The 26008-nt window shown below is 67.0% G+C and carries 27 protein-coding genes and 1 tRNA gene; 18 read left to right on the top strand and 10 right to left on the bottom strand.

Going from position 1 to position 26008, the window contains the following annotated elements; translation table 11 throughout:
• Positions 1-5: 5 nt before the first annotated feature.
• A complete protein-coding gene (locus D5S18_RS08735) occupies positions 6-410 on the bottom strand; it encodes a roadblock/LC7 domain-containing protein (protein WP_120039329.1) in 405 nt (134 codons plus the stop codon).
• The gene (locus D5S18_RS08730; RefSeq protein ID WP_120040408.1) at positions 407-3478 is read right to left on the bottom strand and encodes an ATP-binding protein; all 3072 of its coding nucleotides are present in this window, start codon (positions 3476-3478) and stop codon (positions 407-409) included. Before D5S18_RS08730 ends, D5S18_RS08735 begins: the two co-directional genes overlap by 4 nt.
• A 333-nt stretch (positions 3479-3811) precedes the next feature.
• On the opposite strand from D5S18_RS08730, the gene D5S18_RS08725 reads away from it, so the two are divergent.
• The 8 genes from D5S18_RS08725 (at position 3812) to D5S18_RS08685 (ending at position 12395) form a co-directional block, all read left to right on the top strand.
• Positions 3812-4498, top strand: a complete 687-nt coding sequence (locus tag D5S18_RS08725; RefSeq protein ID WP_120039328.1) for a response regulator transcription factor — start codon at positions 3812-3814, stop codon at positions 4496-4498.
• Positions 4499-4505: 7 nt separating this feature from the next.
• Positions 4506-5975 carry a HAMP domain-containing sensor histidine kinase gene (locus D5S18_RS08720; RefSeq protein ID WP_120039327.1) on the top strand — a complete coding sequence of 490 codons (1470 nt, stop codon included), beginning with the start codon at positions 4506-4508 and terminating at the stop codon, positions 5973-5975.
• Positions 5976-6259: 284 nt separating this feature from the next.
• Entirely contained in the window at positions 6260-7813 is a 1554-nt protein-coding gene (locus D5S18_RS08715) for a S1C family serine protease (protein ID WP_120039326.1), read from the top strand.
• Positions 7810-8379, top strand: a complete 570-nt coding sequence (locus D5S18_RS08710; protein WP_439651095.1) for a MogA/MoaB family molybdenum cofactor biosynthesis protein — start codon at positions 7810-7812, stop codon at positions 8377-8379. The genes D5S18_RS08715 and D5S18_RS08710 overlap by 4 nt, the downstream gene beginning before the upstream one ends.
• Positions 8380-9071: 692 nt before the next feature.
• The gene (locus D5S18_RS08700) at positions 9072-9746 is read left to right on the top strand and encodes an MspA family porin (RefSeq protein WP_120039325.1); all 675 of its coding nucleotides are present in this window, start codon (positions 9072-9074) and stop codon (positions 9744-9746) included.
• A 100-nt stretch (positions 9747-9846) separates the two neighbouring features.
• The gene (locus tag D5S18_RS08695; protein WP_120039324.1) at positions 9847-10527 is read left to right on the top strand and encodes an MspA family porin; all 681 of its coding nucleotides are present in this window, start codon (positions 9847-9849) and stop codon (positions 10525-10527) included.
• Positions 10528-10975: 448 nt separating this feature from the next.
• Positions 10976-11650: an MspA family porin gene (locus D5S18_RS08690; protein WP_120039323.1), complete on the top strand. Its 675-nt coding sequence runs from the start codon at positions 10976-10978 to the stop codon at positions 11648-11650.
• 64 nt (positions 11651-11714) lie between these two features.
• Complete coding sequence (locus D5S18_RS08685; RefSeq protein WP_120039322.1) at positions 11715-12395, top strand: MspA family porin; 681 nt, start codon at positions 11715-11717, stop codon at positions 12393-12395.
• A 147-nt stretch (positions 12396-12542) separates the two neighbouring features.
• Here D5S18_RS08685 and mscL read toward each other — a convergent pair whose 3' ends face one another.
• The 4 genes from mscL to D5S18_RS08665 all read right to left on the bottom strand — a co-directional run bounded on the left by mscL (position 12543) and on the right by D5S18_RS08665 (position 14932).
• Entirely contained in the window at positions 12543-12950 is a 408-nt protein-coding gene (gene mscL, locus D5S18_RS08680; RefSeq protein ID WP_120039321.1) for a large conductance mechanosensitive channel protein MscL, read from the bottom strand.
• Between the two features lie 210 nt (positions 12951-13160).
• Entirely contained in the window at positions 13161-13820 is a 660-nt protein-coding gene (locus D5S18_RS08675; protein WP_120039320.1) for an SAF domain-containing protein, read from the bottom strand.
• Positions 13821-13906: 86 nt separating this feature from the next.
• Positions 13907-14224, bottom strand: coding sequence for an FmdB family zinc ribbon protein (locus D5S18_RS08670; RefSeq protein WP_120039319.1), 318 nt, complete (start codon positions 14222-14224; stop codon positions 13907-13909).
• 96 nt (positions 14225-14320) lie between these two features.
• A complete protein-coding gene (locus D5S18_RS08665; RefSeq protein ID WP_120039318.1) occupies positions 14321-14932 on the bottom strand; it encodes a 5-formyltetrahydrofolate cyclo-ligase in 612 nt (203 codons plus the stop codon).
• 89 nt (positions 14933-15021) lie between these two features.
• On the opposite strand from D5S18_RS08665, the gene D5S18_RS08660 reads away from it, so the two are divergent.
• The 5 genes from D5S18_RS08660 (at position 15022) to D5S18_RS08640 (ending at position 19691) form a co-directional block, all read left to right on the top strand.
• Positions 15022-16011, top strand: coding sequence for a UTP--glucose-1-phosphate uridylyltransferase (locus D5S18_RS08660; protein ID WP_239003630.1), 990 nt, complete (start codon positions 15022-15024; stop codon positions 16009-16011).
• A 96-nt stretch (positions 16012-16107) separates the two neighbouring features.
• On the top strand, positions 16108-17364 hold the full coding sequence (glp, locus tag D5S18_RS08655; RefSeq protein ID WP_120039317.1) for a molybdotransferase-like divisome protein Glp: 1257 nt from the start codon (positions 16108-16110) through the stop codon (positions 17362-17364).
• 12 nt (positions 17365-17376) lie between these two features.
• Entirely contained in the window at positions 17377-18027 is a 651-nt protein-coding gene (locus D5S18_RS08650) for a GNAT family N-acetyltransferase (protein WP_120040400.1), read from the top strand.
• 239 nt (positions 18028-18266) lie between these two features.
• The gene (sepX, locus tag D5S18_RS08645; protein ID WP_120039316.1) at positions 18267-19517 is read left to right on the top strand and encodes a divisome protein SepX/GlpR; all 1251 of its coding nucleotides are present in this window, start codon (positions 18267-18269) and stop codon (positions 19515-19517) included.
• Positions 19518-19618: 101 nt separating this feature from the next.
• Positions 19619-19691 (top strand) — tRNA-Ala (locus D5S18_RS08640).
• 176 nt (positions 19692-19867) lie between these two features.
• Here D5S18_RS08640 and D5S18_RS08635 read toward each other — a convergent pair.
• Positions 19868-20131, bottom strand: coding sequence for a hypothetical protein (locus D5S18_RS08635; RefSeq protein WP_120039315.1), 264 nt, complete (start codon positions 20129-20131; stop codon positions 19868-19870).
• A gap of 381 nt (positions 20132-20512) precedes the next feature.
• On the bottom strand, positions 20513-21118 hold the full coding sequence (locus D5S18_RS08625; protein ID WP_120039313.1) for a TetR/AcrR family transcriptional regulator: 606 nt from the start codon (positions 21116-21118) through the stop codon (positions 20513-20515).
• Between the two features lie 158 nt (positions 21119-21276).
• On the opposite strand from D5S18_RS08625, the gene D5S18_RS08620 reads away from it, so the two are divergent.
• A complete protein-coding gene (locus D5S18_RS08620; protein ID WP_203236662.1) occupies positions 21277-22413 on the top strand; it encodes an MFS transporter in 1137 nt (378 codons plus the stop codon).
• A gap of 192 nt (positions 22414-22605) precedes the next feature.
• Complete coding sequence (locus D5S18_RS08615; RefSeq protein ID WP_147403908.1) at positions 22606-23121, top strand: hypothetical protein; 516 nt, start codon at positions 22606-22608, stop codon at positions 23119-23121.
• A gap of 219 nt (positions 23122-23340) precedes the next feature.
• On the opposite strand, the gene D5S18_RS08605 is transcribed toward D5S18_RS08615, so the two are convergent.
• Positions 23341-23592 (bottom strand): type II toxin-antitoxin system Phd/YefM family antitoxin, encoded by a 252-nt coding sequence (locus D5S18_RS08605; protein WP_147403907.1) that lies wholly within the window; start codon positions 23590-23592, stop codon positions 23341-23343.
• A 204-nt stretch (positions 23593-23796) separates the two neighbouring features.
• Here D5S18_RS08605 and D5S18_RS08600 point away from each other — a divergent pair, with 204 nt between their 5' ends.
• Positions 23797-24441, top strand: a complete 645-nt coding sequence (locus D5S18_RS08600; protein ID WP_203236661.1) for a dihydrofolate reductase family protein — start codon at positions 23797-23799, stop codon at positions 24439-24441.
• 24 nt (positions 24442-24465) lie between these two features.
• Here the strand turns inward: D5S18_RS08600 and D5S18_RS35290 are convergent, their stop codons facing one another.
• A complete protein-coding gene (locus D5S18_RS35290; RefSeq protein WP_203236716.1) occupies positions 24466-24648 on the bottom strand; it encodes a hypothetical protein in 183 nt (60 codons plus the stop codon).
• Here D5S18_RS35290 and D5S18_RS08595 point away from each other — a divergent pair.
• On the top strand, positions 24638-25291 hold the full coding sequence (locus tag D5S18_RS08595) for an alpha/beta fold hydrolase (RefSeq protein WP_239003629.1): 654 nt from the start codon (positions 24638-24640) through the stop codon (positions 25289-25291). The genes D5S18_RS35290 and D5S18_RS08595 overlap by 11 nt on opposite strands.
• Before the next feature lie 89 nt (positions 25292-25380).
• Positions 25381-25794, top strand: coding sequence for a VOC family protein (locus D5S18_RS08590; RefSeq protein ID WP_120040393.1), 414 nt, complete (start codon positions 25381-25383; stop codon positions 25792-25794).
• Positions 25795-26008: the final 214 nt, after the last annotated feature.

Genomic DNA, 26008 nt, shown 5'->3' with positions numbered 1-26008 from the left:
CGCGCTCAGACGGCGGTGCGGGCGGTGGCTGTGACCACCGACCCCACCCGATCGACAAGCAGCGCCATCTCATAGCCGATGCGGCCGATATCGTGCGACTTGTTGGCCAGCACCGCCAAATGCGAGCCGTTGCCGACACTCATGACCAGCAGGTAGCCGCGCTGCATCTCCACGATGGACTGCATCACCTTGCCGCCGTCGAACAGTCCCGCCGCGCCCGCCGCCAGGCTGGCCAGTCCGGCCGTGACGGCGGCGAGTTGCTCGGCCCGATCGGCGGGCAGATGCGGGCTGGTGGCCTGCAGCAGGCCGTCCGCGGAAACCAGGACAGCATGGGAAACCCCCGGCACGTCACGGGTGAAGCGGGCGACGAGCCAGTTCAGGTTTTCATCCGTGCTGTTGGCGTTGGTCATGCATGCCCTCCGTCGTTGTACTGCGCGCTGGCCCGCCCGCTGCGGACCCCGCTCAGATGCCTGGTCAGGTTGTTGCGGATCTCTTCCGGGTCGCGGATGCTGCCCGAGGGCGCGGCCTGATCCACGCCGCCGGGCACGAGTTGCGCGCCAGGTTTCCGGATCGGAAGTCCGCCGACGGTGCGCCCGGTCGCGGTCGGATGACTCGCGTCCGCCGCGGCGATCCAGCCCGCGTCGGCGGGTGAGCGCCACGTGTCGGCGGGTCGCTGCGTGGCGGCGGGCTCGACCAGCCACTCCGAGACCATGCGCTGATAGATCGGGGTCGGCGAGGACCCGGCCACCGGTTGCAACCGGGTGCCGGTGGTGGGTTGGGTCGGATCATCCGGTTCCGAACCCGGTCCGCGATTCAGCGTCGGCACCGGTCGCGGTGAGATCGGTTCGGATGACTGGGTTTCCGGTCGCGCGCGATACAGGGGCGGGCCGGTCGGCTGTTCGTCGGTGATCTCGGCCCACACATCCGTCGGCATCGGGTCGGCATCCGAGGCCGCGAAGGAGGTGGGACTGCCGGATGTCTCGGCCGATCGGGCCGGCCTGCGCTGCGGCAGACCGGAACTGGTGCGGCCGAAGGGAGCCTCGTCGCGGCCGGGTTCGCCACCGTGCGATGGCGTCGCATCGGAGTCCGGTCGCGGTGGGCCGGTAACCACCGGAATCGACCCGCTCGCGGGGGAATTGGTCGGCTCCGATCCGGAACGGGTCGCGCCGATCCCCGGAATCGAGGCGAGGGGCGAGGCGGGCACCGGACCGGCCGATGCCGCACCGCCGCCGATCGGTATCGACCAATTCGACTCGGAGGTCGTGGCGGAGCCGGTCTTCTCCGGCTCACTGCCGGAAAGAGGCACCGTGCCACTCGGAGTCGTACCGATCGGCACCGGTCCGCTCCCGGAAAGGGAGAGCGTGCCACTGGGAGTCGTTCCGATCGGCACCGGTCCGCTGACGTCGGCGAGGGGCGCTGCCCCACCCGACACCGTCGCGCCGGTCGGCGTCACGATCGGGATCGGACCGCTCGCCAGTGGCACCGGACCGCTGGACGGCAGATTGGGCACCGGAACCAATGTCCTCGGCTGGGTCCCCGAAACGCTGTCGGACCCGGCCGCTTCGGGACGCGGCGTATCGATCAGCACCGGTGGCAGGATGCCGGTCGGGTGATCGGCTTCCGCGAGTTGCGTGGCGACGAGCACCCCCGGCAGATGCACGCCCGCGGTGATCCCGGACTGCTGGACGGTATTCGAGGTGCGGCGCAGGCCGACGGTGATGCTGTGCCGTTTGGCCAGGCGGCCCACCACGTAAAGGCCCATGCGCCGGGCGGTTTCGACGGTGACCTCACCGCCGGAGGCGAGTCGCTCGTTGGTGGTGTGCAGATCGTCCTCGGCCATGCCGAGACCGCGGTCGGTGATCTCGATCAGGTAGCCGCCGTCCACCGCCCGCGCCACCGTCACCGCGACCGGAGTGGTCGGCGGGGAGTAGCGCAGCGCGTTATCGATGAGCTCCGCGAGCAGATGTTCGATATCGACGGCGGGCTCGCCGGAGACGATACCGTCGGGCACCGCGCCGATCTCGACCCGCTGGTAGTCCTCCACCTGGGAAACCGCGCTCCAGAGCATGTCCGACAGGCGCACCGGTTGGAGTTGACCGCGGCGCAGCGCGGTTCCGGCCAGCACCAGCAGGTTGTCGCCGTTGCGGCGCATGCGGGTGGCCAGGTGGTCCAGGCGGAACAGGGTTTGCAGACGGTCGGTGTTGTCCTCGTCGCGTTCGAGGTCCTCGATCAGCGCCAACTGCTGCTCCACCAGCGACTGGCTGCGGCGGGAGAGGGTTTCGAACATGCTGCCGATCTGCAATCGCAGCCGAGCCTGTTCGGCGGCGAGATTCAAGGCCCGCTCGTGCATTTCGTCCACGGCGCGGGCGAGCTGACCGATCTCGTCGGCCCCGCCGACGGCCACCGGCTCGATCTGCGGGGTGGTGCCGCCCGCGCGGACGACCTCGAGTTCCTCGGGCAGTTTGACATGCGCCACCTCGAGCGCGTCGCGGCGCAGCCTGCGCACTGGGACCACCAGGGTGCGCGCCACCGCGAGCGCTAGCGCCAGACCGGCGAGCAGCATGCCGATGACCACCGCCGTCTCCCGCAGCGCGGTGCCCTGCGCTTCGGAGGTGCTCTCGGCCAGCGCCTTATCGATCAGACCGGTCAGCTGGTCGGTGGTCTTGTCGTAGGTGTCGGCGCTGGTCTGCAGCGATTCCAGCACGGCGGGGTTGGCGGTCGGGTCGCCGATGTTCTGGCTGAAGGCGGCCAACCGGATCTGCACCGCGTCCATCAGCGGGCGCAGGTAGTTCGAATTCTCCGGCTGGATCATCGAATACGTGCCGATGACGGTCATCTCCGCGCCCGCGGCGGTGAGCACACGGGGGCGCACGCTCGGGTTGCTGCCCGCGCCCGGCGAGCCGATGAGCAAGCGCTGCTGGGTCAGCGTGCGTCGCGCGGTCTGGATCGCGCCCAGCTGCAGGAAGTAGCGCTGCACGGTCAGATCGTCGACGGCGGGCGAGAGGGCCAGCGCGTTGCCCGCGCGCGCGGCGATCTCATCGGCCTGCTCGCCGACCATGGCGGGTGAGCCGTTGCGCAGGCTGTTGCGCATGGTGGTGCCGGTGGCGATGGCCGAGGCCAATTCCTGATTCGCCTTGGCCGACAGGCGGGTATTGCGGATCGCGGTTTCCAGATCGGCCAGTGACTGATCGAATTTGCCGAGCGCGGTATCGGTCTGCGGATCGGCGGTGTTGCCCCAGGACGCGGTCGCGGTGACGGCGAGTTGTTCGGCGGCGGTATTGAATTTGACGATGGGCCTGACGATGCCCGCCTGCTCGGTGGCGATGTCGAGCTGGCTCATGACCCGCAGCTCGTTGTTGATGCGCAGCACGGCGAACACGGTGGCCAGCAACACGGGCAGGACGAGGACGATGCCCACCTTCCGGGTGACCGACCAGTTGGACAGGCTCAGTTGCCAGGATCGCGGTGCAGCTTCCATCCGCTTCAGTCGCCTCGCCTCCGCATCGCCGGTGACCCCCCGGTTCGCATGTGGCTGTTCGTGTTTGGATTCAACCGGCAGAACCAACTCGAGGTCTTCTTTTTACCGCACGGAACATACCGTCCAGAGCGTTCCGCGGCAATCTGGGGTTCGTGCCCCGCAATTGCTCGAATTTGGCTGGGCAGAAGGAGTTTCGCGCCCTAATCATGGATGGTCCGCGAGGGTCCCCGCAAGGCTCCCGCAAAACGTGCTGGTCACGCCTCTCGGCCCGCGGGCGGCGTGTCGAAGCGGACCTCTCAGTCGCCTCTCAGTCGAGCCGGTCAAACTGGTGGCATGCGCATTCTGGTAGTCGACGACGATCGCGCCGTCCGGGAATCGCTGCGCAGGTCGCTGACCTTCAATGGTTACTCCGTCGACCTCGCGGTGGACGGCGTCGACGCCTTGGAGAAGGCAACCGCCCAGCGACCCGACGCGCTCGTCCTCGACGTGATGATGCCGCGACTGGACGGGCTGGAGGTGTGCAGGCGGCTGCGCAGCACCGGCGACGACCTGCCGATCCTGGTCCTGACCGCGCGCGATTCGGTCTCCGAGCGGGTGGCCGGACTCGATGCGGGCGCGGACGACTACCTGCCCAAACCCTTCGCGCTGGAGGAGTTGCTGGCCCGGCTGCGCGCGCTGCTGCGCAGGACCACCGTCGACGCGGCCGAGACCTCGGAGGCGATGAAGTTCGCTGATCTGTCGCTGGATCCGGTCACCCGCGAGGTGTCGCGCGGCGCCCGCGCCATCAGCCTGACCCGCACCGAATTCTCACTGCTGGAAATGCTGATGGCGAACCCGCGTCGCGTGCTGACCCGTAGCCGCATTCTCGAGGAGGTCTGGGGTTACGATTTCCCGACCTCCGGCAACGCCCTCGAGGTCTATATCGGATATCTGCGCCGCAAAACCGAGGCCGAGGGCGAGGTTCGCCTGATCCACACCGTGCGCGGCGTCGGCTATGTGCTGCGCGAGACCCCGCCGTAGGTCGGCGATGGCACGCACCAACCCCCGGCGCCCCGTGGTCGCCGAACTCGGGCAGCAGCGGCCGGAACCGGCCGAATTGCGCCCGCCCATGCCGCTGACCCGCTCGGTCTCGCTGCGCTGGCGGGTGACGCTGCTGGCCGCCTCGCTGGTGGCCATCGCCGTGGCCTGCACCTCCATCGCCGCCTACGCCATGGTCGCGAGATCGCTCTACGCGTCGGTGGATTCGCAATTGGAGACGCGTGCGGCCACGATGATCGATCACGATGTCGAGCGCTACGACTTTCCCCAGGGTTTGCTGGTTGGCGCGCTGTATTCCAACGATATCGGCGTCGCGCTCATCTTCCCGAATCTGCGGCTCTATATTCCGCCGCAGCGAACCAATCCGCCGCTCGGCACGCCCGAATTGGCGGTCGCGCGCGGCGATCTGAACTCCTCGCTGCGCACCGCCGACAATCAACGCGTATTGGCCCGCCGATTGAATTCCGGATCCACGCTGGTTATCTCGCAGCGACTCGAGCCGACCAGGGAGGTGCTGGACCGATTGGCCTGGCTGCTGTTCGTGGTCGGCGGCAGCGGTGTGGTGCTGGCCGCCGCATTGGGAACGGCGGTGGCGCGCACCGGATTGCGGCCGATCGCTCGCCTCACCGCGGCCACCGAGCGCATCGCCAGAACCGACGACCTGACACCGATCCCGGTCGCGGGTGACGACGAACTGGCAAGACTCACCGAGAGTTTCAACACCATGCTGCGGGCGCTGGCCGAATCCAGGGACCGGCAGCGCAGATTGGTGGCCGACGCGGGCCACGAACTGCGCACGCCGCTGACCTCGCTGCGCACCAATATGGAACTGCTCATCGCCTCCAGCCGCCCCGGCGCGCCCCGCATCCCCGAGGAGGAGATGGCCGAACTGCGCTCGGATGTGATGGCGCAGATCGAGGAGTTGTCCACCCTGGTCGGCGACCTGGTCGATCTGGCGCGCGAGGACGCCCCCGAGGACGTCTACGAGCGGGTCGACCTGGGCGAGGTCACCGAGCGGGCACTCGAACGCGCCCGGCGCAGGCGCGGATCCATCGAATTCGTCGCCGAATTGCGACCGTGGTTCGTCTACGGCCACGAGGCGGGTTTGGAGCGGGCCGTGCTCAATGTGCTCGACAATGCCGCCAAATGGAGTCCGGCGGGTGCGCAGGTGCGGGTCGCCATGCGTGAAACCGGGCGCGGCTTGCTCGAACTGTCCGTCGACGATGCGGGTCCCGGAATTCCGCCCGGCGAGCGGGAGTTGGTGTTCGAGCGGTTCTATCGGGTGACGGCCTCGCGCTCGATGCCGGGTTCGGGCCTGGGCCTTGCCATCGTCAAACAGGTGGTGACCAAGCACGGCGGCACCATCACCATCGACACCTCCCCGCGCGGCGGCGCGCAGGTGCGGATCGTGCTGCCCGGCGAGGCGGCCGCACCCGTCGACCAGACGCCGGAATCATAGCTAGACAATTGCTGCTTACCTGGAAAAATGCTGTGATGAAACGTTCTGGCACCGATCTAATCGCCCATAGGGGGCTTGTCAGGGGTGGGAGCGATTTCATTTGCTGAACAATAACTTTCATTCGGAAAAGTGGTAGCGTCCACGATGTATCCGGTGCTCTCGGCCGGATGTGCGCGAGACCGGGTCCGTTGCTCCGATGTCACGGAGAACTGCAAGACGCGTCTCAGTCCGCTCTCAGCCGCCCTCAGCAGACTATGGCGGAGACAGGGAGAAACGAGGAGTCCATGACCGAGGATGCGAAGGACCGGGAGTCCACGCCATCGGGCGCGCCGGATCAGTCGCCCACCGAACAGTTGCCCGCGCAGAGTGTGCCGCAGGCAGGCGGGCCGCAGGCCGGGGCGCGGCCGCCGTGGGCGCGGCCGCTGACGCAGCAGTCGGGCGCCGCACCGCAGCCGGGTCCGCCGTCGGATCCGATGCAGCCGGGGTCGATCCAGCAGTCGGGGTCGTGGGCTGCTTCCGGTCCTCCGCAGTCGGGTCCGATGCCGCAGTCGGGGGCGGCACCGGGTCCGGAGCAGGGCGCGTCGCCGCAGTACGGGCCGCCGAATCATCCGACGCAGCCGTTTCCCGGTCCGGAGTACGCCCCGATGTCCTTCGACCCGCTCGCCCCGCCGCCGGGTGCGGCCTTCGGCGCGCAGCCGCCGCGGCGTCCGGTCCGCAGCGTGCTGGTCGCGGGTGCGGTGGCGCTGGCACTGCTGAGCGGCGGTGTCGGCGGCGCGGTCGGGGCGCTGGTCACCCGCGACGACCATCGCGCGCCGGTCACCAATGCGCTCGACGCGCCCGGCCCCAATATCAGCAATACCTCCGCCGCCCCGGCCGGTTCGGTGCAGGCGGTCGCGCAGAAGGTGTTGCCGAGCGTGGTCACCATCAAGGTGGCGGGCAATCGGGGCGAGGGCGGCGAAGGTTCGGGTGTCGTGCTCTCCTCGGACGGACTCATCCTGACCAACAACCACGTCGCCTCCGGAGCGGGCGGCAATGCCAAGATGGCGGTGGTGTTCTCCGACGGCACCAGCGCAGGCGCCAATCTGGTTGGCGCGGACCCGGTTTCCGATCTCGCCGTGATCAGGGTCGCAGGCCGGACCAACCTGACGCCGATCGAACTCGGCTCATCGGGCAACCTGCAGGTCGGCCAGTCCGTCGTCGCGGTCGGCGCGCCGCTCGGTCTGTCCGGCACCGTCACCACCGGCATCGTCTCCGCGCTGAACCGCCCCGTCTCCACCCAGGGTGAGGGCGGTCCGCAGAATCCGGCGGCGAATCCGGTGATCGACGCCATCCAAACCGATGCCGCCATCAATCCGGGCAACTCCGGCGGCGCCCTGGTCGACGGCTCGGGCAAACTCATCGGGATCAATACCGCCATCGCCACCATGGGCTCGGGCGATACGGGCGCGCAGCAGAGCGGCTCCATCGGTCTCGGCTTCGCCATCCCGGTCGATCAGGCTCGCCGGGTGGCCGACCAGTTGATCAAATCCGGTCACGCGACCTACGCCCAGTTGGGTGTCACGGTGGCCCGCACGCCGGAGGGCGCGCAGCAGGTGGCGGGCGCGCTGGTTCGCGATGTCGCCCCGGACAGCCCGGCCGCCAAGGCGGGTATTCCGGCGGGTTCCGTCGTCACCAGGCTCGACAATCGCCCGATCGATTCGGGGAACGCGCTCACCGCGGGCGTGCGCTCGCATCAGCCCGGCGACAAGGTGAAGATCACCTACACCGACGGCCAGGGCAACAATCCCAAGACCGTCGAGGTGACCCTCGCGGGAGCGCCCGCGGACGGTGGCCGATGACGCGGGGTACGGGCCTGCGCCATCTCGGCGCGGGCGAAGTGCCGTCGGCGCCAGGCGCTACGGTGAGGACCATGGACATCGATGCTCCCGTCGCGGGGCGCGCACTGGTTGTGGTCGTCGACGATCGAACGGCGCATGGGGGTGAGGATTCGCTCGGCCCGCTGGTCACCGAATTGCTCACCGAGGCGGGCTTCCTGGTGGACGCGTCGGTCTCCGTGCGGGCCGACGAGGTGGAGATCCGCAATGCGCTCAACACCGCCGTCATCGGCGGTGTCGATCTGGTGATCTCGGTGGGTGGCACCGGAATGTCCCCGCGCGATGTCACCCCGGAGGCCACCTCCCAGGTGTTGGATCGGGAGCTGCCCGGCATCAGTGAGGCGCTGCGTTCCTCCGGCCGGGTGGCAGGCTCGCTGGACGCGGGTCTCTCACGCGGTTTGGCCGGGGTTTCCGGCAGCACCCTGGTGGTGAATTTGCCGGGCACCCGCGCTGCCGTTCGCGACGGTATGGCAACTCTCGGGCCGCTGGCGAGCCGCGTGATCGGCGAGCTGTCCGGATTGGACGACTGATTTCCACCGCACCGCATTCCGAGGATCCTCGCCCGGCGCAGCGCCGGGCGAGGCAGGCCGCGCTGCTGGCGCGGATCTTCGGCGACGCCCTGCCCGACACCACGCGCGACGAGCGCGATCCGGAATCCGGTACCGCCGGTTCCTCCGATGAATGGCTGCGCTCCCAGGTGCCACCGCACCACGGTTGACCGCGCGCCGTGCTACGGGCTATTTCCGTAGCGGATTTTTCATAGCGCTGTGATATGCGCGAAATGCCGCCGATTTCGGCGATAAATTTACGATGCCGGCGCGTATGGCGCGGCGACCTTTCCGGGTCGTTCTCGGCTCGATAAATACCTTTCGGTCGGTATTCTTGTTGCCATTTATGCACGCCGCCCATTAATAGCTCCTCTCGGATGTGATCCAGATCACATGCAAACGTTTGCCGAAGCATGCATTGCGGCCCAATTACCGGCGGTTTAATGTTCGCCACGAGCCTTCGACTACTGGGACCCCGCGGGCACGGGGCGGCAAGCACTTTCGCCGACTCGACGGAACCCGGCTCGGTTCCGTTTCCAGCTGACGTCGTTGCGCCGAAATAAAAGGCCGGCCACCAACCGGCTACATAGCGGCGGCAAACCTGGTCGGCCCGTGAGGGACCACCTTCGACCTCGATGGGCGAGGTCGGCAGTTTTACCTGATGAGGGGAAGTAATGAGCGCGAACCGCACCGACGGTCTGCGCAGCGGTGCCCGCATAGCGGGTATCGGAGCTGCGACGGCCGTCGTTCTGGGTCTGCTTTCCACGGGTGCCGCCAACGCGGACACCTTCGTGCCACTACCGGATGGTCAACGGGTCGGTCCCGCCGCGACCATTACCCGCAATGGCGAACACGCGTTGATCTCGCCTTCGATGGCCGCCAATGGCGCAGGCCGCGTCGTCTGGGTCAGCGGAAATGCGATAGCCGATGTCACCGAAACCCCGGAGGGAAAGTCCGGTCCCGGCAATGGCCCGCTGGGTGAGCCGGGCACGAACAATTCATCCACCAGCGGTGTCTCGCAGGTCAATACCGGATACATTGTCGGCTGCCAGGTCTCCATCTCCGACACGGCGATATCCCTCGGCGGTTCGGCCAATGCCGACCTGGAATCCGCGGGCGTCAGCGCGACCATCGGGATCGACCTCGCCCCCGGCCAGATCAAATGGGTGCAGATCGACTCCAAGGACATCACCAAGCCGGGCGTCTACTCCATCGAGTACCAGGACACCGAAATCGGCATCCAGGGTTGCGCGGGCTACGCCCAGGCACGCGCCTACACCGTCGTCGAGATCATCGGCCTGCACCATTACAAAACCACCCTCTACGGGATGCCGTTCAGCATCGGCTGAGCCGTCCGCCGCGGCCCGTCCGCGCGGCCGCACGCCGTCCAAGAACTCATCGAAAAGCCTTATCGCTGAGGCGAACTCAACCCCAGAGGGGTGATCGAACATGATCAACCGCAAGCATGTCGTCCGTATCGCGGGCTGCGCCGCCGCCGTGAGCGCCGCCCTCGGACTGCTGTCCATCGGTGCGGCCAACGCCGACACCTTCGTGCCGCTGCCGGGCGGCGAACTCACCAAAACGCTCTCCGACGGCACGGTGATCACCGTGCGCCTGACCGATGAATCGGCGAATATCAGTCCGTCCATGGGTGCCACTCCGGTGCACCGCAATGCGTGGGTATCCGGTACCGCGTCGGTACAGGTATCCGATAATTCCAGCGCCCCCAGTGTGCTGCTGTTTCCCGGTTACACAGTCGCCTGCCAGGTCAATATCGCGGGCGGCGGTGTGAACGGCGGCGTGGGTGGCACCGTCGATTACAGCGACGGTCAGAATGTCAAGCCGAATGTCAGCGCCAATACCGGCGGCAATCTGAGTCTCGGACCCGGACAGGCCACCTCGTTCTGGGTGCTCGATGTGGAGAAGGCCGACGATTACGGCCGGGAGGCGCACCGGCATCGCAACAAGATCGACGGGCATAGCGGATCGGTCACTTGGGCCGACGAGACCATCGGTCTGAGCGGCTGCGGCGGTTACGCACAGGCTCGCGCCTTCATCAGCGTCGAACTCGAGACCGACAGCGTTGTCACCTGGACCACGCTGTGGGGACAGCCCTTCAGCCTGGGCTGAGCGGCCCATCGGTGGCCCGGATATCGCGGGCCACCGACGTGGACCGGCCCCGTCGTGCTGATAGTTAGCTCGCCGGAAATGAGAGATACGCCACATCGATCGTGGTTCGTCCATCGTCCCGACGGTGGACGAACCTGCGAATCCCAGCAAACTTAACGAGTCCGTTGCCCGGTCAGCGCGGCCGATTCGTTATGCCACCGGTCGTCGTTCGCCATCGTTTCGGGATCGTCACGAGATAGCACGGGTTTCGGCTTTACCCGAGCGAAAATCCTGAGATTTTCCTTGGAAACCCTTAGGATGGGCGCGACCCAAGATCGTTGTTCGACGAGATGGTCGGCATGATTCCTTGCTGGACAGTACATTCCAAGCGGGTCAAGTCGACCTGAAAGGGACAATCGGTCACGGCGAACCCACCGTGACCGGCCGCTAGAACCTGATGAGGGGAAGTATGAGCAACAACCGCACCGCCGGTCTGCGCCGCGGTGTCCAGATCGCGGGAGTGGCTGCCGCCGCTACCGTGGCCATGGGCCTGTTCTCGACCGGTGCCGCAAACGCCGATACTTTCGTGCCGTTGCCGGACGGCCAGAAGATCGGCCCGGGTGTGACCATCACCCGCAATGGCGAGCACGCCGTAATCTCGCCATCACTGTCCGCCAATGGCGCGGGCCGCGTGGCCTGGCTCTCCGGCAACGCCGTCGCCGATATCACCGCCACCCCCGAGGGCAAGGCCGGTCCGGCCAATGGTCCCAAGGGCGATCCGGGCACCAACAACTCCTCGACCCACGGAGTTTCGCAGCTCAACACCGGCTACATCATCGGCTGCCAGGTGTCCATCGCGGATAACGCGATCTCTGCCAGCCTCTCCGGTAACGCCAGCCTGACCGCCGCGGGCGTCAGCGGTGGTCTCGGTCTGTCGCTCGGCCCCGGCCAGGTGAAGTTCGTCCAGATCGACGCCAAGGACATCACCAAGCCCGGCACCTACTCCGTCGAGTACCAGGACTTCCAGGTCGAGGTCCAGGGCTGCGGTGGCTACGCCCAGGCGCGTTCCTACACCGTCGTCGAGATCATCGGCAACGACTACTCGAAGACAACCCTCTACGGGATGCCGTTCAGCATCGGCTGACGTGTCCTTGTCATCGAAAACCCTTCTCGCCGAATCGAACTCGAACCCTAGAGGGATATACCAAATGATCAACCGTAAGAATGTGGCGAAAGTCGCCGGGTTCGGCGCCGCCGCCACGGTGGCCCTTGGCCTGCTCTCCACCGGTGCGGCCAACGCCGACACCTTCGTGCCGCTGCCGGGCGGCGAAATCGTCAAGACCCTGTCCGATGGCACCGTCGTCACCGTCCGCCTCACCGGCGAGTCGGCCAACATCAGCCCGTCCATGGGTGCCACCCCGGTGCACCGCAATGCCTGGGTTTCCGGTTCCGCTTCCGCCACCATCTCCGACGGCTCCTCCGCCGCCGGTGGAAAGATCTTCCCCGGTTACACCGTGGGTTGCCAGGTGAATATCGCGGGCGGCGGCGTGAACGGCGGCGCGGGTGGCACCGTCGACTACAGCAACGGTCAGAACGTCAAGCCGAATGTCAGCGCCAACACCGGTGGCAACCTGAGCCTCGGCCCCGGCCAGGCCAAGTCCTTCTACGTGCTGGACCAGGAAACCGCCGACGACTACGGCCAGGAATCGCACAAGAAGCGCAATAGGTTCAAGGGCAACAGCGGCTCGGTCACCTGGGCCGACGAGACCATCGGTCTCAGCGGCTGCGGCGGCTACGCCCAGGCTCGCGCCTTCGTCAGCGTGGAGGTGGAGACCGCCAACGTCATCACCTGGGTCACGCTGTGGGGTCAGCCCTTCAGCCTCGGCTGATCCGTTCGGAGGGGACTACCGATCGGATAGGTGAGTCGGGTCCGGTGCGATACGCACCGGACCCGCTCGCCATTTTCTGGCCTTTTCCGATATTTGCTGCGCGGCACCGATACTGCCACGCCGCGACTACCGGGACCGCGCCGCGATTCAGGATTCGTGCCGCCCGCCCGCGCTGCTCTGCCCCTGGGCCAGTAGATCCCGAATTTGGCGCAGCACCTCCGAATCGGTGAGCTCGGAGTCGTCCTTGGCGACGAAGCGTTTACGCGCCGCGATCGCGGGCAGAACCAGTATGAAGTAGAGGACCGCCGCGATAATGACGAAATTGATCGCTGCGGTAATGATCGGCCCGACCTGGATGAAGGTGGCCGGTTTATCGGAGACCAGCCGGAATCCGAGTCCGAGGGAATCGGTGCCGCCGAATACGGCCAGAATCGGGTTGATGATGCCGTTGGTGAATGCGGTGACGATGGCGACGAATGCGGTGCCGATGACGACCGCCACCGCCAGATCGACCACATTTCCGCGAAGTAGGAAATCCTTGAAACCCTTGAGCATTGCCGATATCTCCTCTGTCGATGGAGTTGACCAGTCGTGCTCGGCTGTTTCGCGCCGGTGAACTGTGATGCTAGTTGACCACTGAGGCAAATGCTCGGCAACTATCGCGGCCGGGTTGGCGTCGCGCGTCGAAGTGCGACCCCGATCGGATCGCGCCGCGCCGTTCGTCACGTGTCGGCGCTGTTCGCGATCGTGACCGGCGACGAGGTCTCAGTGGAAGACCACCGTCAGCGCGGTGCGAAGCGAAGCGCCCGCGACCACCGTCGCCCGCTCGGCATCCAATGCGACCAGCACGATGCGCTCGGGCGCGGCCCGGCTCCTCGGCTCACCGGCCGAAATCAGGACCACGGCCGCGTCGGTGGCCAATGTTCGGGTGGGTCTGGCGCCGAGACCGGAACTGTCCTCGGCGGCGACGACATCCACCCTGTCGCCGGGCCGCAGGATCTCGGCGACCGCATTGTCGGCCAGCCGGATCGGGACGATGCGCGCATCCTTCGCCCCGGTCGCGACGCCTGCCAGGCGCGGGCCGACCACCCGCAGGTCGGTGAATATCTCGCCCGCGCGCATCGCTCCGGTCAGCGTCGCGCCGAGAAGGGGAGTGGATTCCCTGGACGCGCCGCTGGGCAGCGCGCCCGCGGCGTGTGCGGTGAGTTTCAGATCGCCCCCCTCGAGGAGGTGGCCGGGGGCCAGATCGCGCGCGGCCACCACGACTTCGGCATGTTCGGCGGCGGGGTTGCCTCGAATAAAGAGGGAGAGCGCCAGCAGGGCCAGGGCCGCGGCGGCGATGCGACGGACGAACAGCGCGTCGGCCCATGGCGGACGGGGCCAGCGGGTGAGGGTGCGGCCGAGATCGGTGAGCGAGCGGGTCATGCCCGAAGCCTATGGTTCGGGCGACGCCTCAGCGGCCGGGAAAAGGCCGGATGTGGATGGCGAAAAGCCTGTGGAAAACCGGAGTATCAGCTGGCCACGGCGGTGCTCGCGGGCGCGGAGCTACTGCTGCTCGACGAGCTGGAGTCCGAACTGCCCGCAGCGGTGGAGCCGGTGGACGCGGAGCTGGAATCCGACGACTTGGCCGGTTCGCTGGCGGTCGAACCGCCGCCGCGGCTGTCGGTGCGGTAGAAGCCGCTGCCCTTGAAGACGATGCCCACCGAGTTGAACAGCTTGCGCAGCTTCCCGGAGCACTCCGAGCAGACGCTCAACGCCTCATCCGCGAAGGACTGCACGATATCGAAGCGGTTGTCGCACTGGGTGCACGCGTACGAGTAAGTAGGCACTTCGTTCCTCCGCTGGGTCGTCGATCTGGCACTCTACCGCCGACAGTGCCAACACCGCCAATCGGTGTTTCATTCCTTGGAACGGTCGGCCGCCGATCAACCCGCGCTCGAGCTCTCCTCGGCCTCGGTCCCGCCCAGTCGGCGCAGCCCGCCGAACGGCGTCATCGCCCACCCCATCCGCTGATCGTGCGGTTCCTCGGGCAATCGCTCGACGAGTTCTTCGTCACGTACGACCGCGACCAACCGCGCGTCCTCCCGAGCGGCGGTGAGGGTGCGGTCGTAATAGCCCGCGCCGCGACCGAGCCGCACCCCGCGCCGGTCCACCGCCATCGCCGGGACCAGGACCAGTTCCGCCCAGCCGATCGCCGCGGCGGGCAGGGTCGCGCCCGTCGGTTCCAGCAAACCGAACCTGGCCCGCTGCAAGCTGTCCCGATCGGTGTACTCCGCCCACAGCAGGGGACCGGCGGCCGCAGTGATCGGCAGCAGCACCCGCGCGCCGACCGCGCGCAGCGCGTCCAACATCGCGATCGAACCCGGTTCGGCACCCACCGGCATATACGCGCACACCCACTTGTGCGCGTTCAGCGCGGCGACCCCCTCGGCCAGGGCTTCGGCCTCCCGCTCGCGCTCCTCGCGCGGCACCGCGAGCCGTCGGGTCCGGATCTCGGTCCGCCACGCGTACTTGCCGCCGTCACCGGGCACATTCACAGGGTTCACCTTAAGCTCAGCGTGAGCCACGTCGGCGACGCTGATCTCGAGAAAGCTGATCCAACAACGAGGATGGATAGGGTACGCAAATGACAGCACAGGCCGATGAGGTGCAGGGCGGGAAGGTCGCGAAAGCCGCGCGATCCGCGAGGGACACCGCAGGGTCGTGCTTCCGCACGGCGGTCGTACCCGCGGCGGGGCTGGGCACGCGATTCCTCCCCGCGACGAAAACCGTGCCGAAGGAATTGCTTCCGGTGGTCGACACCCCCGGAATCGAACTGGTCGCCACCGAGGCCGCCGATTCCGGTGCGCAGCGGTTGGTGATCGTCACCTCGCCGGGCAAAGACGGTGTGGTCGCGCATTTCGTCGAGGATCTGGTGCTCGAGGGCACCCTCGCCGAGCGCGGCAAATTCCACCTGCTGGAGAAGGTGCGCAAGGCGCAGGCGCTGCTCGATGTCGCCTCCGTCGTGCAGGAGGAGCCGCTCGGACTCGGCCACGCCGTCGCGCAGGTCGAATCGGTGCTCGACGACGACGAGGACGCCATCGCCGTCCTGCTGCCCGACGACCTGGTGCTGCCCTGCGGGGTGCTCGATGTCATGAGCCGGGTGCGTCGCAAGCGCGGCGGCAGCGTGCTGTGCGCGATCGACGTACCGAAGGACGAGGTGAGCGCGTACGGAGTATTCGATGTCGCGCCCGTCCCGGACGCGGTGAACCCGAATGTGTTGCGGGTCAACGGAATGGTGGAGAAGCCCGCGCTGGCCGACGCGCCGTCCACTTTCGCCGCCGCGGGCCGATACCTGTTGGACCGCGCCATCTTCGACGCGCTGCGCCGGATCGAACCGGGCGCGGGCGGCGAATTGCAGCTCACCGACGCCATCGCGCTGCTCATCGCCGAGGGGCATCCGGTGCATGTCGTGGTCCACCGTGGGTCGCGCCACGATCTGGGCAACCCCGGCGGTTATCTTCGTGCTGCGGTCGATTTCGCTTTGGAACGAGAGGAATACGGCCCCGCCCTGCGGGAGTGGCTGCATCATCGGCTCGGTCCGGATTGGGATCCGCAGCTGACGGCGACCGACTGACGCGTCGGCTTTCGCGCGCGGTGGACCGTCGGGTACGAATGAGAGCCACCGTCGGACACCCGCCGGGGTGTGCCGAGAGAAGCAGGGAAGGGCTGGATGCGTTCTGTTGAGGATCAGCAGATCAAGGTGACCGCCGCCGCGGTCGCGCCCCGGCCGGTTCGGGTCGCCATCTCCGAGGCCCAGGGTCTGCTGTGCGCCGAGGACGTCGTCACCGAACGCCCGCTGCCCGGATTCGATCAGGCCGCCATCGACGGTTATGCCGTGCGCAGTGTCGATGTGGCGGCCGCGGGTTCCGAAATCCGCAACGAGGAGGGCGAACTCGTCGATCTGACGCTGCCGGTGGTCGGCGAGGTGAGCGCGGGTTCGCGCCAACCCATTCGGTTGCAGCCGCGTCAGACGGTCCGGGTCGACACCGGCGCGCCGCTGCCGACCCTGGCCGACGCGGTGCTGCCGGTCGACTTCACCGACGGTGGCCGAGCCAGGATCAAGGTGTACGAGCCGGTGCGCTCCGGCGACTATGTGCGCCGCATCGGCGATGATGTGCAGCCCGGCGATATCGCGGTGCGCGCGGGCACCATCATCGGCCCGGCGCAGGTCGGCCTGCTCGCAGCCGTCGGCCAGGACAAGGTGCTGGTGCATCCGCGTCCGCGACTGTCGGTGATCTCGGTGGGCGGCGAACTCATCGATATCGATCGGACGCCGGGGCCGGGCCAGGTCTACGACGTCAATTCCTATGCGCTGGCCGCCGCGGCGCGCGACGCGGGCGCGGATGTCAATCGGGTCGGCATAGTCAGCGCCGATCCGCGACGATTGCGCGATGTGGTCGAGGGGCAGTTGGTCCGCTCCGAGGTGGTGGTGATCGCGGGCGCGGTCGGCGGGTGGGCCTCCGAGCAGGTCAAGGAGGCGCTGGAAGGGCTCGGCGAACTCGAGATCGCCAGGGTGGCCATGCATCCGGGGTCGGTCCAGGGCTTCGGTCGCCTCGGTCGCGACGAGGTGCCCACCTTCCTGCTGCCCTCCAATCCCGTTGGCGCGCTGGTGGTCTTCGAGGTCATGGTGCGACCACTGATCCGGATCGCGCTGGGCCGCAGGCATCCCATGCGCCGCATCATCCCGGCCAGGACCATCACCCCCATCAGCTCCATGGCCGGACGCAAGGGCTATCTGCGGGCGCAACTCATGCGCGACGAGACCACCGGCGAATATCTGGTGCAGCCGCTGGGGGCGGGCGCGAGCTCCGCGCATCTGCTGGCCACCCTGGCCGAGGCGAACAGCCTGATCCTGATCGACCCGGACGACACCGAGATCCGCACCGGCGACGAGGTCCGCGTCGCGTTCCTGTCGCAGCGCGGCTGAGGCGTGGACACCATGGGCGTTTTCCGGGCAGGTCAGCATCCGGGATGGCCCGCGCGGCTCGGTCCGGTCCGGGTGGCGGCGGGCGAGGTGAGCTTGCGGCCGGTGCGGCTGCGCGATGCTGCGGCGTGGAGCCGAACTCGCCTGCGCGACAGGGAACATCTCGAACGTTGGGAGCCCACCGGTCGCGGTGCGTGGGAGGCGCGCAATCACGTGTCGAACTGGCCGTCGCTGTGGTCGAGCCTGAAAGCCGAGGCGCGGCGCGGGGCGATGATCCCGCTGGTGATCGAGGTGGACGGTGCGTTCGCCGGGCAGCTGACCATCGGGAATATCGTGCGGGGGGCGTTGCGTTCGGCGTGGATCGGATATTGGGTGACAAAGGATCTCGGCGGCGGGGGAGTCGCGACGGCGGCGCTGGCGCTCGGCCTGGACCATTGCTTCGGTCAGGTCGGATTGCATCGGGTCGAGGCGACCGTGCGGCCGGAGAATCTGGCCAGCCAGGCGGTGCTGCGCAATGTCGGTTTCCGCGAGGAGGGGTTGCTGCGGCGCTATCTGGATGTGGACGGCGCGTGGCGCGATCATCTGCTTGTCGGTATGACGGTGGAGGAGGTCGTCGGCACCGTGCTGGACAGACTGATTCGAGAGGGGCGGGCCGCCCTGCCCTGACGCGCCGGACACCGCGGCGCGCCGCGTTTATGGTGGGAGTGTGACAGGTGTGGCGCATGAGCACGGCGCGCCTGGCGGAACTTGCCGCCACGCCGAACTAACCTACGGACGTCGGTGGTGCGTCCTGCACCGTCGACGCTGTGGTAAAAGACGGCGACCCGAGCGACGCTCCGAGGACGGAACACGATCGACACTCGGGCCGCACGGACAAACCAGGCGGGGACGGAGGTGCGGAGACGATGCCTAATTCGATCCTGTGGATCGGCCTGGTCGTGCTCTGGGTCTTCGTCCTGTTTCCCATCCTCGCCGACCGGCATCCGCGGATCCGGCAGACCACCGACGCCGCCCTGGCCACCCGCGTCCTGCATCGCGGCGGATCCAAGCGGCGTGCCAAGAAAGGACCGGCCACCGGGCACGACAGCGACCCGGACTACCAGCCGATCCGCGCGCAGAGAAGGTTTACCCATAGCGATGATGCGGAGGATCGGATGACGCTATCGGCCGATGAGCCCGTCACCGAGGCGGACAAGCAGACCACTTCGGTCGCCGAAGACGCGGCGGTGGCGTCGCCGGGCTCCGGCGACGCGGGCGTGACCTCGCGTGAGTCGGTCCGGCGCGCCGTCGATACGGGTCGCCAAGGTGTCGCAGCGGAGCTCGCCGCCTCGGACGAGGCCGACAAGACCGTCTCAACGGACGATCATCCCGACCAGACGGACGGTGCGGCGAACGACGACGGTGCTGCGACCGGCAGTGGTCGCGTGATTGCGCGCAGTCGTGCGATCGCCGACGATCACGCGACCGCCGACGTTCGTGCGCACAAAGATGATCGTGCGATCGCTGCCCCTTGTACGGCCGAGGACAGTGGCGCAGCCAACGGCGATCATCCGACCGATGACGCGAAACCGGCGGATGAGTCCGCCACCGCCGTCCAAGCCCGCATCCCTCCGGTCCGTTCCGCCGCACCGGCCCGCATTCGCGACGAGGACGAATCCGATTCTCCCGCCTCGGATCCCGACGATTTCGTGCCCAACCGACGCGGCCGCGGCGGCTTCGACCCCGAGGCCGACGCCATCGCCCGCGCCGCCCGCTACACCTTCCGGCAGCGCGCCGTCCTCGGTCTGATCCTGAGCGCACTCATCTTCGGCGGCGTCGCCGTCGCCCTCAACCCGCTGCTGTGGTGGGCCTGCGGCGCGACCACCCTCATCCTCATCGGTTACCTCGCCTACCTCCGCAAACAGGTCCGCATGGAGGAGGACATCCGCCGCCGCCGCGCCGCCCGCCTCCCCCGCGCCCAGCAGACCGTCGGCTCCCAGCCCGACCGCCGCGCCGCCGACACCATGGATCGCGACACCGCCCGCGCCCTGCGCCGCCGCTCCACCCTCCTCGACGCCGACGACGAGGACCCCACCTTCGAACACCTCGACCCCTTCGATCCCGCCGCCGCCCGCGCCCTGCGCGGCCGCTCCGGCGATCTCCGACGCGGTGCCTGATCCCCCCCCCCCCCCCCAAACCCCCAGCTAAACCACCCGATTCGGAATCTGCTCCACCACCCTGCTACAGTTGCACAGCGCGGTTCCTCCTGGGGCCGCACGGGGCTATAGCGCAGTTGGTAGCGCGTCTCGTTCGCATCGAGAAGGTCAGGGGTTCGATTCCCCTTAGCTCCACCGAAGGCCCTTCACTCGCGATGTAGGTGAAGGGCTTTTTCATGTGCCGGCAACCCTATCGACGGCACACCACCGGCGTATCGGGCGGTGATAGGTACCACTCGCTGTCGGATTGCCTGGCCGACCGGCCCCTGCCGGTTACCTTCAGGGGCCGGTCGGGCTGCGAGGTTGCGTGCCTACCAGGAGGGGCACCGATCATCGTGATGTCCGAACGGGTCATTGTCGTCGTTGTGCCAGTAGCCGTTGTGGTCGCAGTGACGGTCCCGGTCGGGTGGGCCGCCTTCGCGCCAGTCGCGGTCATCGCGCGGGCCTGCGGACCCCGGCGGTGGCTGATGGTGCATCGGGACCGCGGCTGCGACGGCGGACTGTGCCACCGGAGCCGCGATTATCGAGCAGGCCGCGAGGGCGACGAAAAGGCGGGAGAGTGTTCTGTGGTTCATAGTTTCCCCTTAGTGCTGTTCGAGAGGAATCTTCGAATTGATGCCGAATCGGTTCCTGCGCAGCCAGGACCTCTCGGCGACGAATGCGGCCGGTAAAGCCTAATTCGCGGATGGCGGAAGATTGTTGATCTTTACCATTCGGATACGTGAGGTCGACTGTTCGGAATATCCGATTCGTTGGTATTGCCGGGTGGGGCCATGCCATTCATATTGGGCATGCAGACGGTTACGTTCGGCTGGGCTCATGGTCGCGAAGGCTTCCTCGCGTCGCTGTTCCTGTCGGGCGTCCTGGTCCGGTTCGGCGTCGAGCAGCGCCCCGATGTCCTCGAGCGGGAACCCGTCGCTGTAGCGCGGGCGTGTTGTGCTTCGTTGTGCGGAAGCTCAGGATCGGTGGCGCTTGGGTTCCGGGCCGAGTGAGTGGATGGCGAAGTCGATCGCGGCGAGCAGTCGGGCGGGTTCGTGGCGGGCGCGTTCTCTGACTCGCAGGCCCAGAACCGTGGTGAATAAGGATTCGACTGCCGCGTCGATATCGAGATCGGGTGCCAGTTCGCCTGCGGCGTGGCCGCGGCGCAGCACCGCTTCGAGGGTGTCGCGGGTGACGTCGAAAGCGGACTCGATTCGTTCCCGCACAGCATTGTCGGTGGTGCCGAGTTCGGTTGCGGTGTTGACCACGAAGCATCCGTCGGCGACATTGTCGTGGGGTGCGTCGCTGATCATCCAGATCATCCAGTCCCGCAACGCTTCCCGACACGAACCCGACGCTTCGAGGCGGCGTTTGGCTTCGGCCGAGTCGTGCGCGCGGTAGTAGTCCAGCGCCCGTAGGAACAGGGTGTGCTTGTCGGTGAATGTTCGGTACAGGCTGCTCGGCTTGAGATCCAGCTCGTCGCCCAGGTCCCGGACCGAGGTGGCGTGGTAGCCGCGCCGTCGGAACAGCGCGGTCGCCTTGGCGACCACCTCCTGCTCGTCGAACTCCCGCGGGCGTGCCACGTCGTCAACCTACCACAGTTGTGGAGCGACCGTTCCCATATTACGCTGCCCCATATGGGAACGATCGCTACCAAACTGGAGGAGTGGCTTTGACCACGACGCAAGACTCAACCAATTCCGTTGCCCCGCAAACAAATCGCTGGCCTGCAGTGGCCGCAGTGGCGGTCGGGACGTTCCTGTTGGTGACGGCCGAACAGCTACCGATCGGACTGCTGTCCCCGGTCGGCTCGGAGCTGCGGATCTCGGAGGGTACGGCCGGGTTGATGATGACCGGAGCCAGTATCGTGGCGGCCCTCGCGGCGCCGGCGGTTCCGCTGGTCATCGGCCGGCTCGATCGGCGGGTGTTGCTGGTCGTGCTGATGGGACTGATGACCGCCGCCAACGCGATCTCCGCGGTGGCGCCGAACTTCGCGATTCTGCTCGCGTCTCGGGTGCTGGTCGGCATCGCCATCGGCGGGTTCTGGGCAGTCGCCGCGGGCTTGGCCGTGCGGCTGGTGACCGACAAGGCCGTGTCGAAAGCCACCGCACTCATCTTCGGCGGGGTCGGGGCCGCGAACGTGCTCGGCGTGCCACTCGGCACGGCGCTCGGTGGATTCGCGGGATGGCGGCTCGCATTCGTGGCACTGAGCATTCTGGCTCTGGTGGTGTGCCTCGTCCTGGTCGCGGTCCTGCCACCCCTCGTCGCCACGCAACCGGTCGGACCGCGTCAGCTCGCCGACCAACTCCGCAACCCCGGCGCACGAGCAGGCATCCTGGCCACCTTCCTCCTCGTAACCGGGCACTTCGCCGCCTACACCTTCGTCGGGCCGATCCTGCAACAGCTAGCCGGCATCGATGCCGCGTTCGTCGGCCCCCTGCTGCTGGGATTCGGCGCGGCGGGCATCGTCGGAAACTTCCTCGCGGGCGCGACACTCGGACGAGCCCTGCACCGAACCGTGCTCGGTATCGCCGCAGGCCTGACCGTGCTGGTACTGCTCTACCCGCTGCTCGGTCACGGCCCGATCGGCGCCGTGATACTGCTGATCGGATGGGGCTTGATCTTCGGTGGGGTGTCGGTGAGCCTGCAGACATGGATGATCACGGCGGCTCCCAATGCGGTGGAAGCGGCCTCTGCCCTGTGGGTCGCGGTGTTCAACCTGGCGATTGGCCTCGGCGCACTGGCGGGCGGCGCGGTCGTCAACGCTGTCTCACTGCAAGCGGTCCTGATATTCGCCGGAGTGCTGCTGGCCTTGGCCACCCTCGCTGTCTGGTCCGGCCGCGGCGCCCTCGCGAGTGTCCCGGAAACCGAGGACTAGCATCGGACGGGAACCTGGACCCACTGACGGAGAATCGCTCTCGCGCGGGAGCGGTTCCCCGTTCTGAGCGAGTGCCGCCGTGGATGGGGGATTTGGGTGGCAGCGGGGGGAATACCGAGATCTTCGATCGGTGCGCCCGCACGTGTACTGTCGCGGCCCGTGGAACGGGATAGGACCGAGGACGCTCGGCGTTTGACAGCGGAAGCCGAGCCGTTGCCTCTTACGGCCACGTTGCCGGTGGTGGAGGGCAGGCTGTACGTCGGGTTCGCCAGGGTCGCGACCATGCCGAATGGTCGGATCGGCATGTCCCACTTGATGCGGAGCAAATTCGACAAGATGGGGGAGGAGGAGCTGAAGGAGCTGGTTGTGGAGTCGCTCGACAACCTCATGTCCGGGCTCAACTTCAAGGGGTTTCGGGATGATGAGCTCGGGACCCTGGTGTCTGTCGAGCGGGACGGCCCAGGCGCCTTCGGGGTGATCCTGCTCAATGATTTCCATGAGAAGGCTGCCGCGCAGGTGGGTGCCGATCGGCTGGTGGTGGGGCTGGTCAGTCCGGATCACGTCTACTTCGCGGCGGCAGGTTCGGGGCAGGCGGAGCAGATCAGGGAAGCTGTGCTCGGCTCGCCGGATACGAGCTCCGAGTTGGTGCCTTGCCTGCTCCATTTGGATGCGGAGGGCATTGAGATTATTGCCGAGCGTTCCAGGTAGATAGGGCGTTCATCGGCTGGAATCGGCCGGTTGCCGTCACATTCTGGTGGAACTCGGCTAGCTGTGGTCGATTCGGGGTCGAGACGAGGTGACCTTCAGAGCTCGAGTGCCTGCACGCCGGGGAGGTCGCCGACAATGCGGTGTCATCGTCAGCGTCGATGATGTTGCGCATCACGATGCGGCCGCGCTCGGGTGTCACCTGCACGCCTGTATCGAGGATCAGTCGTCGCCCCACGGGTCGCGCGCCTCCATCGGTGCGTTGATTCGTCGGTGGTCGGCTTCGTATTCCGCGGCGAAGTCCGGATCGGGTTCGATAGCGGCATAGGCGTCGAGTATGGCGGACCCGTTTGGGCGGTGCGGCGGGACGATCGACGCGACGAGTTCGCCGCCGCGGGTGACCTGGATTGTCTCGCCCTGTCCGGCCATATCGAGGACTGCGGAAATGCTCCGCGCAGTCTCGGTCGCAGTCATGGAAATCATAGAATCAGACTTTCTGATTGTCGCTGGCTGTGGTGCGTTCGAGCATGCATGAGGCTGCGCCGCAGGAATCGTGCACGGCGGTTGCGGTGCAGAAGCCCGGTTGGGCATGCCGAGGAAGTAGCGATGTTCAAATCTCGGGATCGGCTCCGACTGCTGGGTGTAGGAACTGACAACCCAGTGTGAGGAGTCATCGCGATGACCATCGCCCAACTCGACGTCACGACCGACATGACCCTGTCATTGGATGGGTTCGTCTGTGGACTGAGAGCCCAGCAACCGCCGTATCTGGATGACGGCTTCTTTCGTATCACCAGTTGGGCGGTCAAGCGCGCCGCCTGGCGCGAGCGGGCCGGTATGGAGGGCGGGCTGGTGGATGCCGACGATGCGCTGATTGCCGACAAGTTCGCTCGCGCAGGCGCTTACGTGATGGGCAGGCGCATGTTCGACTCGGGCGAAGAGCCGTGGGGTGACGAACCGCCGTTTCACGCGCCGGTTTTCGTTGTCACCAACCGTCCCCGGTCGCCGCTGCACCGCGAGGGCGGGACCACCTTCTACTTCGTCGATTCCGTCGCGGTCGCCGTCGAAGCGGCCCGAAAAGCATGTGCTGAGCGGAATGACCATTCGACATCGCTCGGTGTGCATATCAGCGGGGGTGCTTCCATCGTCTCTCAGGCCATTGCCGCGGACATGGTGGACGAACTGCACCTGCACATCGCCCCGGTGCTGCTCGGGCAGGGGACCCGGCTGTTCGACAACCTGCCCGACAAGATGATCGAACTGCGCAGGCTGCATGTCATCGATTCGCCGGAGGTCACCCATCTGGCCTTCCGTTTGCACTGACCACAACCCGTACCGATCAAGGAGTCAATTATGAACGCCGTCAATACCTTTGAGCACCACACCGTCACTTCCGCTGATGGAAGCAAGATCGCCGTCGACACGATCGGTGCGGGCGCGCCGGTCATCCTCATCGGGGGGGGCCTTCAACGACCGCTCCACTGTTACCGGGTTGGCCGAGTCTATGGCCAGTGACGTGATGGCCGTCATCTATGATCGCCGCGGCCGGGGTGAAAGCGGGGACAACAGCCGCAACTACGTCGTCGAGGACGAAATCGCCGATCTGGCTGCGGTTATCGCGCATGTCGGCGGTCGGGCCGGAGTCTTCGGTCACTCCTCGGGCGGTGTGCTCGCGCTGGAAGCCGCGATGCGCGGATTGCCGATCGATCGGGTGGCGGTCTATGAGGCGACCTACATCTCCGATGATTCGCGCCCGCTTCCCGCTGCCGACGTGCCCGATCGTGTGCGTGCCCTCATCGCATTGGGCGATCGGGACGGGGCGACGGCTCTGTTTCTCACCGAACAGGTTGGTGTACCGCCGGAGATGGTCGCGGGCATGCAAGCCGCGCCGGTGTGGTCGTTCATGTCCGCACAAGCGGACAGCCTGCCCTACGACATGGCTGTCTGCGGTCCGCAGTTGACCTTTCCCTCCGACCGTTTGGCCCGTATCTCGGTGCCCAGCTTGATCATTGCCGGTCAATTAGGCGAGCCGTGGATTCGTGCCACCGCGGCCGAGCTCGGCGACACCATCCCGCATGCCGACCATCGCACCATTCCCGGCCAAGACCACAGCATCCTGCATCAGCCGGACGCGTTGGCTCCCAGCCTGCTGGATTTCTTCACCGCCGACTAGCGGGTTGATACTGCGGGGCCGAGGCGCCACAGGCCGGTCGTTCGCTACGAACCTGCGGGTAGGGAAAGCGGTCTGCGAGCATGATCGATATGGCGATTGCTACGGGATCTGTTGCTCACGTCCGTCTCACGGTGTGCGATATCGATCGTTCGCGGGCGTTCTACGAGCAGGTTTTCGACTGGCCTGTGGCGCTGGAGGTCCCGGCCGACGCGGATCAGGAGACGCGCGAGCGCCTCAGTTTTCTCTACGGCGGGGTGATCTACCGGCTGGAGCATGGTTTGATCGGACTGCGGCCTGTCGGTGCCGACCGATTCGACGAGAACCGGGTCGGCCTCGACCATCTCGCTTTCCCCGTTGCGTCACTCGCCGAATTGGAAGCTGCCGCAGCGCATCTGGATGCCTGCGGTGTAGCGCACGGCGGTATCAAGGATATTGGCGTCAGCTATATCTTGGAGTTCCGCGATCCGGACAACATCGCGCTGGAACTGGTTGCGCCCAAATAGTCTTCAGAGTGACTATGCATCGGGATTCAAGGATTCCGGGCGGTTGAAGATTCGGTCGAGCCATTACTTCTTTGTGCGCCACCTCATGAACGCATCGCCACCGGTCGGCTGGGAGAGACACCCTCCAGTTCGCCGGCGTGGGCTTGTGGGCGAGCCGGGGTTCGGTGCTTGAATCGCTACGGTCGTGTGGGAGCGCAATGTCTTGCCTCGGCTC

It is taken from the genome of Nocardia panacis (assembly GCF_003598715.1).
GTDB lineage: Bacteria > Actinomycetota > Actinomycetes > Mycobacteriales > Mycobacteriaceae > Nocardia > Nocardia panacis.
Note: the sequence above shows the minus strand (reverse complement) of the source record. Positions and strands in the feature narration are given on the sequence as shown.

What these genes read in the sequence shown, in the direction of transcription:
- D5S18_RS35290 (WP_203236716.1), bottom strand. Translation starts at nt 24,648, where the DNA reads ATGACGGCCATCACGTCACTGGCCATAGACTCGGCCAACCCGGTAACA.
- D5S18_RS08735 (WP_120039329.1), bottom strand. Translation starts at nt 410, where the DNA reads ATGACCAACGCCAACAGCACGGATGAAAACCTGAACTGGCTCGTCGCC.
- D5S18_RS08715 (WP_120039326.1), top strand. Translation starts at nt 6,260, where the DNA reads ATGACCGAGGATGCGAAGGACCGGGAGTCCACGCCATCGGGCGCGCCG.
- D5S18_RS08695 (WP_120039324.1), top strand. Translation starts at nt 9,847, where the DNA reads ATGATCAACCGCAAGCATGTCGTCCGTATCGCGGGCTGCGCCGCCGCC.
- glp (WP_120039317.1), top strand. Translation starts at nt 16,108, where the DNA reads ATGCGTTCTGTTGAGGATCAGCAGATCAAGGTGACCGCCGCCGCGGTC.
- D5S18_RS08710 (WP_439651095.1), top strand. Translation starts at nt 7,810, where the DNA reads ATGACGCGGGGTACGGGCCTGCGCCATCTCGGCGCGGGCGAAGTGCCG.
- D5S18_RS08685 (WP_120039322.1), top strand. Translation starts at nt 11,715, where the DNA reads ATGATCAACCGTAAGAATGTGGCGAAAGTCGCCGGGTTCGGCGCCGCC.
- D5S18_RS08730 (WP_120040408.1), bottom strand. Translation starts at nt 3,478, where the DNA reads ATGGAAGCTGCACCGCGATCCTGGCAACTGAGCCTGTCCAACTGGTCG.
- D5S18_RS08720 (WP_120039327.1), top strand. Translation starts at nt 4,506, where the DNA reads ATGGCACGCACCAACCCCCGGCGCCCCGTGGTCGCCGAACTCGGGCAG.
- mscL (WP_120039321.1), bottom strand. Translation starts at nt 12,950, where the DNA reads ATGCTCAAGGGTTTCAAGGATTTCCTACTTCGCGGAAATGTGGTCGAT.
- D5S18_RS08590 (WP_120040393.1), top strand. Translation starts at nt 25,381, where the DNA reads ATGGCGATTGCTACGGGATCTGTTGCTCACGTCCGTCTCACGGTGTGC.
- D5S18_RS08725 (WP_120039328.1), top strand. Translation starts at nt 3,812, where the DNA reads ATGCGCATTCTGGTAGTCGACGACGATCGCGCCGTCCGGGAATCGCTG.
- D5S18_RS08635 (WP_120039315.1), bottom strand. Translation starts at nt 20,131, where the DNA reads ATGAACCACAGAACACTCTCCCGCCTTTTCGTCGCCCTCGCGGCCTGC.
- D5S18_RS08605 (WP_147403907.1), bottom strand. Translation starts at nt 23,592, where the DNA reads ATGACTGCGACCGAGACTGCGCGGAGCATTTCCGCAGTCCTCGATATG.
- D5S18_RS08660 (WP_239003630.1), top strand. Translation starts at nt 15,022, where the DNA reads ATGACAGCACAGGCCGATGAGGTGCAGGGCGGGAAGGTCGCGAAAGCC.
- D5S18_RS08675 (WP_120039320.1), bottom strand. Translation starts at nt 13,820, where the DNA reads ATGACCCGCTCGCTCACCGATCTCGGCCGCACCCTCACCCGCTGGCCC.
- D5S18_RS08600 (WP_203236661.1), top strand. Translation starts at nt 23,797, where the DNA reads ATGACCATCGCCCAACTCGACGTCACGACCGACATGACCCTGTCATTG.
- D5S18_RS08595 (WP_239003629.1), top strand. Translation starts at nt 24,638, where the DNA reads ATGGCCGTCATCTATGATCGCCGCGGCCGGGGTGAAAGCGGGGACAAC.
- D5S18_RS08700 (WP_120039325.1), top strand. Translation starts at nt 9,072, where the DNA reads ATGAGCGCGAACCGCACCGACGGTCTGCGCAGCGGTGCCCGCATAGCG.
- D5S18_RS08690 (WP_120039323.1), top strand. Translation starts at nt 10,976, where the DNA reads ATGAGCAACAACCGCACCGCCGGTCTGCGCCGCGGTGTCCAGATCGCG.
- D5S18_RS08650 (WP_120040400.1), top strand. Translation starts at nt 17,377, where the DNA reads ATGGGCGTTTTCCGGGCAGGTCAGCATCCGGGATGGCCCGCGCGGCTC.
- sepX (WP_120039316.1), top strand. Translation starts at nt 18,267, where the DNA reads ATGCCTAATTCGATCCTGTGGATCGGCCTGGTCGTGCTCTGGGTCTTC.